General features: G+C 60.3%; 6 protein-coding genes and 2 pseudogenes. 1 reads left to right on the forward strand and 7 read right to left on the reverse strand.

From position 1 onward, the window contains the following. Window positions 1–199: 199 nt before the first annotated feature. The 3 genes and pseudogenes from AWB83_RS04710 to AWB83_RS04720 form a co-directional block, all read right to left on the reverse strand. Window positions 200–958 (reverse strand): annotated as a pseudogene (locus AWB83_RS04710) (recombinase family protein); the annotation flags it as partial. Window positions 959–1260: 302 nt separating this feature from the next. Next, window positions 1261–1545: a hypothetical protein gene (locus tag AWB83_RS04715; protein WP_143750012.1), complete on the reverse strand. Its 285-nt coding sequence runs from the start codon at window positions 1543–1545 to the stop codon at window positions 1261–1263. 267 nt (window positions 1546–1812) lie between these two features. Beyond that, window positions 1813–2301 (reverse strand): annotated as a pseudogene (locus tag AWB83_RS04720) (tyrosine-type recombinase/integrase); the annotation flags it as partial. A 673-nt stretch (window positions 2302–2974) separates the two neighbouring features. On the opposite strand from AWB83_RS04720, the gene AWB83_RS04725 reads away from it, so the two are divergent. Beyond that, a complete protein-coding gene (locus tag AWB83_RS04725) occupies window positions 2975–3286 on the forward strand; it encodes a DUF4148 domain-containing protein (protein ID WP_087043071.1) in 312 nt (103 codons plus the stop codon). 127 nt (window positions 3287–3413) lie between these two features. On the opposite strand, the gene AWB83_RS04730 is transcribed toward AWB83_RS04725, so the two are convergent. The 4 genes from AWB83_RS04730 to AWB83_RS04745 all read right to left on the reverse strand — a co-directional run bounded on the left by AWB83_RS04730 (window position 3414) and on the right by AWB83_RS04745 (window position 10711). Further along, entirely contained in the window at window positions 3414–4409 is a 996-nt protein-coding gene (locus tag AWB83_RS04730) for a 2-hydroxyacid dehydrogenase (RefSeq protein WP_087043072.1), read from the reverse strand. A 41-nt stretch (window positions 4410–4450) separates the two neighbouring features. Beyond that, the gene (locus AWB83_RS04735) at window positions 4451–6040 is read right to left on the reverse strand and encodes an aspartate:alanine exchanger family transporter (RefSeq protein ID WP_087043073.1); all 1590 of its coding nucleotides are present in this window, start codon (window positions 6038–6040) and stop codon (window positions 4451–4453) included. Window positions 6041–6132: 92 nt separating this feature from the next. Then, window positions 6133–8229, reverse strand: a complete 2097-nt coding sequence (locus tag AWB83_RS04740) for a glycogen debranching protein (RefSeq protein WP_374729086.1) — start codon at window positions 8227–8229, stop codon at window positions 6133–6135. Beyond that, the gene (locus tag AWB83_RS04745) at window positions 8213–10711 is read right to left on the reverse strand and encodes a glycogen/starch/alpha-glucan phosphorylase (protein ID WP_087043075.1); all 2499 of its coding nucleotides are present in this window, start codon (window positions 10709–10711) and stop codon (window positions 8213–8215) included. Before AWB83_RS04745 ends, AWB83_RS04740 begins: the two co-directional genes overlap by 17 nt. Window positions 10712–11391 lie beyond the last annotated feature (680 nt).

An 11391-nucleotide genomic window follows, 5' to 3' on the forward strand; every position in this document is an offset into this window, starting at 1 on the left:
AAGAGGAGCACAGTCAATCATCGACTGCGTACGATTCGCCGCTTCTACGACTGGTGCCTGGCCCAAGAACTTATCGACCGAATCCCCTATCACACCATTTTGATTGGCCGAGCACGACCGCCCTTGTTCCTCCCGAACACCAGTGTTTCGGGCAGCACTGTAGAAACAGCTCACTTTATGCTGCACGAGCTCCGGCGATCCACACACGGTCTAGATCAGTCCGGACATTCATCGAGTTCAACCTTGTCGCGATTTGACCTTCCGACAGCGATTCCTCGATGAACCACTGGTAGATCAAGCGAACAATTCCAGTTTCGCTTTCGGGGCCTGGCATCAAGATCACTCGGTCGGTTTGCAAGCTCTTTCGCTCACCGCGTCCCAGTTCCGACTTGACCAGCCCGCTCTGGTCAAGAAGCACTCTTCTCAGGCCGAAACCCGCAGGCCCCCCTTGTCGGAACCCCAGTTCGATCAATCTGCACTGCCCTGCGAAGACTTTGGTCGACAACTCCCGACTGTACTCCCCCGCCATGGCCCGTTTGACACCTTTGACGATGGTGGAGACAGGAGACCCATCGTTCTCGAACTGTTCCGCACAGTAGACGACATTGATCCCTGCACGCCTGCATACGTACTCGTAGCAGGCACTCTCGTCTGCATCTTGGAAACGTCCCCAGCGGCTAACGTCATATACCAAAATCACTTGGAAATCGACGATCTGCCCTTCGACATCGTGGATGAGCCGCTGAAGTGCCACGCGTCCGTCTAGTCGAAGACCGCTCTTCCCTTCGTCGGCGTAGGTTGAAACGATAGTGAGCCCATGCAGATTGGCGTATTTCCGAATCTTTGAGCGCTGGTTCTCCGTGGAGTATTGTTGGTGTTCTGTCGACATACGAACATACTCGGCAGTTCGTGTCGCGGAGCCGCCTTCGCACACCGTGGATTCAAGATCGCCTGCCATTCTTGCCGCCAGTCCGATAACCTGGTTCGTTTGTGCCGTACAGTACCTCCGGCGCATGCCGCCAATCGGCGCTCAACGGAACGGAAGCGCTTCGCGTCGGAATCAGAGTAGCAGCGCGTAACGTCACGCGGCACGAATCATCTATTTGCAAACATTCTGAAAAAGCGCGTCCGTGGCTCTCAGTACCGTGAGGTGGACGATCCACGCGTTCATCTTTGCGTGCAGCGAGTTAGCGACCGCGGTCAGTATGTACGTTCCCGAGCTCAGAGGGGACTCGTGCGGGCAGACGTTCATCTTTGCATTCACCCGTCGGTCATATGTCCGCTTCTTCTGTTGCTCACGATTGCGATCAACGTACTCTGGGTGATTTTTGCGATAAGACCTCCAGTAATCAGGATTCCGCGCTCGCCCATCAGCGCTGGCGCGAAGTTGATTTTGTCGATAGTCGACGTCAGACCGCAATCGCTCGCGTTGCCAGAGCTTTCGGTGCATGCGCTGGCATTCCTCATTGGGACAGAACCGCTGATTGAGGGATTGCGGCCGCACCTTGAATCGTCTTTTGCAACTTGCGCAGCGATGGAAGACATCCATTTTTTTCTCCCAGCGGCAGACTCGGCGGATTTGACTTTGGGCGCATGAACTGGCTATGCGTTTAGCGGCGGAATGGATGCGTTACTCCCGACCCGCATAGATTACGGCATTGTAATTTGGGGAATTGTAGCGTTCGGTTCACCTGCGCCTTTACGGTTGAGGTCTTGCTTGGGTGTTGTTACCTCATATCGGCGATACCTGAGTGCGAGCGATGATCTTATCTTTCTGGTGCCGACAAGCGCACGCTCGCCGGAAACCGGCGATCACACTTCGGTTTGCTCAGCCGTTTCGAGTGCATCGTCTACCTCGATCCCAAGGTATCGCACGGTGCTTTCAATTTTTGTATGACCCAACAGTAATTGCACCGCGCGCAAGTTCTTGGTGCGTCGATAGATCAACGACGCTTTCGTTCGACGCATGGTGTGCGTACCGTACGCGGTGTCATCGAGTCCAATCGACGCGACCCAGCGATGAACGATGCGCGCACACTGGCGCGTCGACACGTGTGCTGAGGCGTGCAGTCGACTTGGGAACAAATAGTCGGCAGGCTCCAATCCCCGCGCCGAAATCCAAGCCGAGACACTTTGACGAGTCTGCTCTGTGATTTCGAACTGCACTGGTCGATGCGTTTTCTGCTGCATGAAAGTCGCGCGACCTACGACATGCCCTCCCATGTAGACGTCCTGCACCTGCAGGCGCGTCAGATCGCACGCTCGAAGCTTACTGTCGATCGCGAGATCGAACATCGCCAAACAGTTCTGATTTTTCTGGTTTACCGGAGGGTTTGCTGAACGGGATGGAACGTCAAAAGTTGCGGTGGCATTCGAGTGTGACGACAAAACGGGTAGGACCTGGGACTCACCAAACCTGAAAAGTTGTCTGAGCCTAAAAAGCTCGCGGAGTGAATGAGGCGTGAGTCAGCGGATTTCATATGGGCCCGCAGCGAACAAGGCTGCAACAAGGCCGGATGTAGAGCTGCAGCCCATCCTGTTTTTTCGAAGACGCGAAAGTCCAGCGCAAAGGGGGGCGTTCATGTAGACAACTTTATTTCGCGTCCAACAGATCCATGCTGAGTATGGCTCTCCACGCTATGCGGGTGCTCCAAAGTCCCCAGTTGACCACTTTATAGTCGCAAGGGTGACATCTTTAATGCGTTCTACGATAGGTGATGACCTCGTTCTCGACCCTCCTCCTCCGACCGCGGTCCCCGGGGTTGGCTAAAATGCGCCGCTTCTCGGACGCCCTGCATCCGGTGATGCATAATTCTCTTTGGGCAAACGCGATGATCATTCGAGGCGTTGGCGCCTGACTTTCTTCGCCTTGGAACAGCGCACCTCCCTGGTCTGGAGTAAGGCAAAATAGGCGAAGAAGTTCCGCGACGGGCGCGGCGCTGCGTTGCGCCGATCGGACGCATGGAGGTGCGCTATGGAAACGCTTACGAAGAGCTGCTCGACGCTTGCTGCGGTGGGGTTTCTTCTGGCTGGCTATGCCGCCGCTGGAGTACCACACAGCGGGCCACATCTGACTGCGACCGAGTGCCGTGACCTGGCCGCGACGAAAAGCAACGCGCCTCGGACGAGGTCACAACACCGAAGCGAGATCTCGGCGCTGAGCAAAGCCGGCTACAACCCATCGCCATGGCACGACGATCCGAACTACCCAGCGGATCTCCACGCGGCGCAGCGACGGGTCGACCATTGGTTCGAGACGGAGTGCAAGCCGTCGCTATCCAAGTGAAAAGGCGCGGTACCGGCGCGCAGCAACCGCCCCTCGCGAAGCACAGGACGCCGCTCGGAAGCGCAGATCAATGCGACGCTACACGCCATTGGACAACGCTTTCAGGGGCGGCGCGACTGCTGGGCCCCTACCCAACCTTCACTTCGTTCTCGAGCGGCTGATTTGCCTCAAATGCCGTGACGCTCCTGAGTGTTGTCTCGCAAATAGTCGTCAGCGCTTCGCGCGTTAAATACGCCTGATGCCCTGTCACAATGACATTAGGGAAAGAGACGAGCCGCTGGAAGATGTCATCGGTGATGATTTCGCTCGACAGATCGCGGAAGAAAAGACTCGCCTCCTGCTCGTAAACATCGATCGCGAGCCCGCCCAATCGACCGCTCTTCAATGCCTCGATGACAGCTTCCGTGTCGACCAGCCCGCCGCGACTCGTATTAACAAGTAGCGCGCCTGGCTTCGCACGTTGAAGTGTCTGTGAATTGATGATGTGGTGGGTCTGCGGTGTCAGCGGACAATGCAGTGAGATGATGTCGGCCTTTTCACCAATCTCACCAGGTGCCGCGTAACGGACGCCCAGCGCTTCGAATTGAGGCGACGGAAAAGGATCGTATCCTATAACGCGGCAGCCGAAGCCGATCATGATTCTTGCGAAAACGCAGCCGATCTTGCCGGTGCCCACCACAGCCACCGTCTTGCCGCAGAGATCAAAACCGATTAGACCATCGAGAGAGAAGTTTGAGTCGCGCGTGCGGTTGTAGGCACGATGGACCTTGCGGTTGATCGCCAGCAACAGCGCAACGGCATGTTCCGCCACCGAGTTCGGCGAGTAATTCACGACACGCACGACCTTGATGCCGAGCCTTGCGGCCGCTTCGATATCGACGTTATTAAAGCCCGTGCAGCGCAGCGCGACGAGACGCGTGCCGCCTTTGTGCAGCGCTTCGAGCACCTCGGCATCCGCCTTGTCATTGACGAACACGCACACGGCGCCGTGGCCCGCCGCCAGCTCCACAGTGGACGTGTCGAGGGACACGTCGACGTACTTGAGCATGTGATTTTCTGCCTTGTTCGCTTCCTCAAGATACTGCCGCTCGTAAGGCGTCGAACTGAAGATCGCAACTTCCATGATGTGCTCCTTTTTTACTCGGTGCCCGACTTGACGAGAAACTAGCCTGCGCCAAGCGATATCGCCATCTGAACGAACAGCACTTTTACGATAGTCATCGACGGGAAGATCATCGCGTACATGATGTCGGGCTGATCGGTCGGCGCGACGCGATTGGCGAATGCGAGGATCGCCGGATTGCCGGTCGCGCCGCAGATCACGCCGACCGACGTATCGAAGGGAAGCCTGAAGATCCACAGGCAGCACACGGCCGTAACGCCCACCAGAACCAGCAGAGTGATCGCGCCGTATAGCAGCAGAAGGGGCCCGGCCGTCGCCACGGTCGCGACGAACTTCGGCCCGCAGGAAATGCCGACTTGCGCGAGGAAGATCGTGAGGCCGAGGTTGCGCAGCACGAGATTCGCCGACAGCGGCATCACCCAGACGAACGGCCCGTTGCGCCGCGCTTTGCCGAGGCACAGCGCGACCAGCAGCAACGCGGCGAGTCCCAGGCTGAACGCGCCTAGGCCGGGAACCGGCAGCGGAATCGCACCGACAAGCAAGCCCAAGGCCGCCCCGATGCCGAGGCAGATGAAGCTCAGATCGGCCGTGCCCTTGATCGAATCGCCGAAGAACGTGCGCATCGTCGCCTGATGCACGCGATTGACCAGCAGGCCGACGCGGTCGCCCGCTTCGAGGATCAGATCGGGCGTCGAGAGCATGTCGGCGTCGCCGCGGCGCACGTGCGCGATCGAGCAGTTGGCGCCCTCGGGAAAACGGATGTCGCCGAGCGCCATGCCGACGACCGACGGATTAGACACGAACACGCGCATGTAGTCGAGGTCTTCACGATCACTCGCCATGCGCCCCGGCTGCAACTCGCCGCACAGCGCGGTGGCTTCGTCGAGCAGGCGGCGGTCGGTGGCCGTCGCGAGGAGCACATCGTCGGCGCGCAGCGTGAAATCGGCCGAGGGCAACCGATTTTGGTGCGCGCGGCGCACCGCGGCAATCGCCACGCCGGAGGGAAGGCGGCTCGCGAGCTGCGATATGTTCAGGCCGAACAGATTTTCGTTTCTCAGCGCGATTTCAGCCGTTTCCAGCATCTTCGCGGCCGGCTTCTGAATCTTCACCTTGAGCGCAACATTCAGCACATACACGAACAGGATCGGTCCGGCCACGCCGAATGGATACGTGACGCTGTAAGCCACCGCGGCATCGTTGTTTTTCATCGATGCGATCGCGACCTGCAGGCTCGCCGTACTTGTCCCGCTGCCCGCGAACATGCCGAGCGAATCGGCGAGCTTAATGCCGAAGCGTATGAAGGCACACGCGACGAGGCCCGAAGCGATCACGCCAATGCATGCGGCCGCGTTCGCCTTCATGCCGTCGCGGCTCGTGAGCCCGCGAAAAAACTGCGCGCCGTATTGAATGCCGATGCCGTATAGAAAGAGCAGCAGCCCGAGCGTGCCGAGCAACGCCGGGGGCGCGGACTTCGGCGCAAATGCACCGATCGCGAGCCCGACGAACAGAACCGCGCCGGAACCGAGCGCCACGCCTTTAATGTTGATCTCGCCGATCAGATAACCCAGCGCGATCGTCAGGAAGAGCGCGAACAGCGACTGATTCTCTAGGAACGTTCTGACTGCATCCATGCCTTCTCCTGTGGATGGACGATACAACTCAGCAATCGCAACACAAACATTGAATGCGCTTTGCGACGCATAGGCGAGCACCCCGTGCCCATTCAGCGCAATTCGAGCACAACGACGCTGCGCCCCCCGACACGGCATGCGTCGCATTCGATCGCCGCCGTTTCGCCATCCGGAACAATGTCCATGGGCGGTTCGGCCGACGTATCCACGACACGCCGCCAGCTTCGTTCGTCGAGGACGGGCAGCGCGACATCACGCGCGTCGTCGTGCATGTTGAAGACGATGTGCAGCATCAGCTCGCCCGCCGCCTGTCCCGCGAGTGTGAACGCCACGAGGCGCGCGCCCGGGTCATGCCACGCGGGCGCGTCGAGCCGTTCGCCGTGCCATGCGATATCGGGCTGCGTTTGCCCGTTCGCGGGTCGTCCCGTCAGAAAGCGCCGGCGGCGCAGGCTCGAGTGACGCTTGCGCAGCGCAATCATCTCGCGCACGAAGCGCAGCATGGCGCCGGCGTTGTCGGAAAGCTGCCAGTCGATCCACGAAAGCGCATTGTCCTGACAGAAAGCGTTGTTGTTGCCGCGCTGGCTGCGCAGGATTTCGTCACCGGCGAGCAGCATCGGCACGCCCTGGCTCAGAAGCAGGATCGCCATGAAGTTGCGCGCCTGTCGAAGCCGCAGACCGCTGATCGCCGGGTCGTCGGTGGTGCCTTCCGCGCCGCAGTTCCACGACAGATTGTCGTTGCTGCCGTCGCGATTGTCCTCGCCGTTCGCCTCGTTGTGCTTGGCCTCGTAGCTGACGAGGTCGTTCAGCGTGAAGCCGTCGTGACAGGTCACGAAGTTGATGCTGTTGGCAGGCAACCGGCCATCGCTCTGATAAAGGTCCGCGCTGCCCGCGATGCACGTGCACACCTCCCCGACGATGCCCGGATCGCCGCGCACGAAACGCCGGATCACATCGCGGTAACGCCCGTTCCATTCGGCCCACGCCATGCCGGGAAACGAGCCGACATGATAGAGGCCGCCTGCATCCCAAGCTTCCGCGATCAGCGGCACGCGCGCGAGCACCGGCGAAGCCTCCATCGCCCATGGTAAAGGCGGCGTGCGCAACAACTCGCCGTTCTCGCCGCGCACGAACACGCTCGCGAGATCGAAGCGGAAACCGTCGACGTCCAGCTCGCGAACCCAGTATTCGAGGCAGCGCAGGATAAACGCCGACACCAGCGGATGATTGCAATTGAGCGTGTTGCCGCACCCGGTGTAGTCGCGGTAATGTCGCGCGTCGTTCGCATCTATCTGATAGAAAACCTCGTTGGCGAAGACCTTGAAATGAATCACCGGTCCGTTATCGCCCGCCTCCGACGTGTGATTGAACACGACATCGAGCAACACGCGAATGCCCGCCTCGTGAAGTGCGTCGACGAATGCGCGGAACTCCTGCGGCGCGCGCGCGGGCTCCACGCAATAGCGCGGATGCGGGCTATAAAAGCTGTGCGTGCTGTAGCCCCAGTAGTTGCACAGGCCACGCGCCGCGGCGGAGGCGGGAATGTCCTGTTCGTCGAAGGCCATCACCGGCAGCAGTTCGACGTGCGTGACGCCGAGCGCCTTCAGATAAGGAATTTTCTCGATGAGACCCGCGAACGTGCCGGGATGACGCACGCCGCTCGACGGATGCCGCGTAAACCCACCGACGTGCAGCTCGTAGATGATCGCGTCGTCGAGCGTGCGGACCTCAACGTCGTCGTCGGGCCGGCCGAGCGGCTCCGTGACGATGCCCCGAAGGGATGCGTGCCCCGCCGCATGCGCGTCGGCGGCATGCTGACGATCATAGAAGCGGTCGCTCACGCCGCGCGCCTGCGGATCGATCAGTTCCTTGCGGCTCGCGGCCTCGTCGTTCATCTGCGGCACGCCGAGTGGCCCGTATGCGCGCCATGTATAGCACGTACGCAGCGGCAGGTCCTCGACGAATACATGCCAGAAGAAAAACGTGCGGTTCGCGTCGCCCAACAGCGCGATGACTTGAAACGGCTCTGCACTTTCTTCCGATGCGTACAGCAGAAGTTCGACGCGCGTCGCGCGCCGGCAGAACGCGCAGAAGTTGACGCCGCCCGGCACGACCGTCGCGCCGATCGGAAAGCGCGAGCCGGGCTGCGTGCGATAGATCCTTTGCGCGTGCGCTTCAGGACTGAGCAAGATCGATCCTCACCGGATGCGTCGTCCAGATGCGCTCGCAATATTCGCGGATCGCGCGATCCGACGAGAACTTGCCCGAGCGTGCCGAATTCATGATCGACATGCGCGTCCATTGCCGCGCATCGCGCCATGCTTCGCTCACGCGGTCCTGACACGCGACGTAATCGGCGAAATCGGCAAGCACGAGGAAGGGATCGTGTTGCAGCAGGTTATCGACGAGCGGACGGAACATCTCCTTGTCGCCGCGCGAGAAGCGGCCTTGTGCGATCTGATCGAGCGCATCGCGCAACTCATCGTTGCCCTGCGCGTATTCCGCAGGCCGATATCCCGCGCGCTTCAACTCGTCCACTTGCTGCGCGGTCAGGCCGAAGAGGAAAAAGTTCTCCGCGCCCGCTTCCTCGCGAATCTCCACGTTCGCGCCATCCAGCGTGCCGATCGTCAATGCGCCGTTGATCATGAATTTCATGTTGCCCGTGCCGGACGCTTCCTTGCCCGCCGTCGAGATCTGCTCGGACAGGTCCGCGGCGGGATAGATCCAGTGCCCGTTCTTCACGTTGAAGTCGGGATAAAACACCACTTTCATCCGGCCTTTGAGGCTTGCATCGTTGTTCACGACTTCCGCAATGCCGTTGATCAGGCGAATGATGAGCTTCGCCATCGCATAACCCGGCGCGGCCTTTCCGCCGAAGATGAAGCAGCGCGGCGCCGTATCGAGATCGGGATTGCGGCACAGGCGCCGATAGAGACTGATGATGTAGAGCGCGTTCAAATGCTGACGCTTGTATTCGTGGATGCGCTTCACCTGGATGTCGAAGAGCGCGCCCGGATCGACGTCGATGCCGGTCGAATTCCTGATGCGCGCCGCGAGCGCAGTCTTGTTGTCGCGCCGGATTGCCCGCCATGCGTCCTGGAAGGCGGTGTCGTCGGCGTGGGCCGCAAGCGCGTCGAGCCGTGCGAGATCGGTGCGCCAGCCGTCGCCGATCGTCTTGTCGAGAAGGCGCGCGAGCCGCGAATTGCTCAGCATCAGAAAGCGGCGCGGTGTGACGCCGTTCGTCACGTTAAGGAAATGCTCCGGGAACATCGCGGCGAAATCGCGCAGCACGGTCTGCTTCAACAGGTCCGAATGCAGCGCCGCCACGCCGTTGACCGCATGACTGCCGACGGTCGCGAGATTCGCCATGCGCACTTTTCTGTCGCCGGTTTCGTCGATGAGCGACATGCGCTTGACGCGCTCATCGTCGCCGGGATACTGGCGGCGCACGTCATCGAGGAAGCGGCGATTGATTTCGTAGATGATTTCGAGCGGGCGCGGCAACAGGCTCTGAAAGAGCGGCAGGCCCCATGTTTCTAGCGCCTCGGGCAAGAGCGTGTGATTCGTATAGGCGAAGGTGCGCCGCGTGATGTCCCACGCCGCATCCCATGAAAGAAGGCGCTCGTCGATGAGCAGGCGCATCAGCTCCGCCACTGCGACCGAAGGATGCGTATCGTTGAGCTGCGCCGCGAAAAGGTCCGCGAACTGGTCGATCGACGTGCCCTTCGCGTCCATCATGCGCAGCATGTCCTGAAGCGAGCAGGAGACGAAGAAATACTGCTGCGCGAGACGCAGTCGCTTGCCGGCCTCGGGTTCATCGTTCGGATAGAGCACTTTCGAGAGCGTCTCCGAGACGACCTTTTCTTCGACGGCCTCGTAGTATTCGCCCGCATTGAAGTCCTGAAAGTCGAAGGACTCGACCGCTTCGCTCTTCCACAAGCGCAGGATGTTGCAGCTATCGACGCGATAACCCTGCATCGGCATGTCGCATGCGACGCCCTTTACCTGCCGCCTCGGAATCCAGCGCACGCGCAGCCGGCCATCGGCATCCGTTTCGCTTTCCGTATGTCCGGCGAAAGAAACGTAGAAGCTGACATCGGGGCGCACGATTTCCCACGGATTGCCCTTTTGAAGCCACTTGTCGGTAGTTTCCACCTGCCAGCCGTCGCGGATCTCTTGGTCGAAGATGCCGAACTCGTAGCGTATGCCATAACCGATCGCGGGAATCTGCAGCGTCGCGAGTGAGTCCAAATAGCACGCCGCCAGCCGTCCGAGGCCGCCGTTGCCGAGCCCCGGCTCTTCTTCGATGGCAAGCAGGCTGTCGAGATCGTGGCCGAGCGCGCGCATCGCTTCGCGCGCTTCGGCTTCCATGTCGAGATTGAGCAGGTTATTGCCGAGTTGCGGGCCAATCAGGAATTCCGCCGACAGATAGCAGGCGACCTTGACGTCCTTCGCCGCATAAACCTTCGTCGACGCGGCCCAGCGCGCGAGCATGCGATCCCGCACGCTGTACGCGAGCGCCATATACCAGTCCTGCTGCGTCGCGATGTCGGGATAGCGCGCCTGACGGCAGATCAGATTACTAAGCACGGCGTCTTCGAATGCGGACTCCGTCGCTTGGCCGGACGCGGCTCTAGCCTTCGCGTCAAAATCGACTGCATTGACGTCGCTCATAGTCGCTCCAATCGCGTTCGACTGCCAGATGGAGCAAGAGATACGTTAATTCTTCCGGTATTACAAGCAGCACAAACGCCCGGATGCACATCTATGACATGTGAGCTCCCGCTGCGGGAGCCTTGGGAATGAGCACTGCCGTCTGCTGCCCAAGCCGGCATCCCCGTCGCCCACGCCGCTAGCGAGGACAGAATGCGGACCGCAAGGCCAGAGGCTGCAATGGAGTGCCGCGCATGGAAGGCCGGGCTGCCCTGCCCAAAAGCCAACATGCGACTGCACGTGTTGGTGAGGGATCCGGCCCTCGTCAACGGTGCCTAGCTGAAGGCGCTCGGCGCAGCGGGCGCCTTCCGATGGGCAATGGCATGCACGCGATTTACAGGCCGCGGTCGCACTACATGGAGGCGTACATGCAGAGTTACCTAAAGACCGGCGGGCAGCGACGCTGATTTTTCAACCGCAGGCGCGCCGGCTGTGTCTAAACCGCCGATTCAAGATACGCCGCCGTGATCCCGAACAATGCGGACGCTCAGAATCCGTGCCAGGCAGAGAACGTCATCCTCTTCTCGCGGTCGTGGGTGACACTAAGCTCGGATGCGCGTAAAAAGTGCCACTCTTCATCCTGGTTCGAGAAAACGACTCGCGGACCTTCTTGACTTGGGGCTGTATAGAGCGACGGTGTC

Origin of the sequence: Caballeronia ptereochthonis (genome assembly GCF_001545075.1) — a bacterium.
GTDB lineage: Bacteria > Pseudomonadota > Gammaproteobacteria > Burkholderiales > Burkholderiaceae > Caballeronia > Caballeronia ptereochthonis.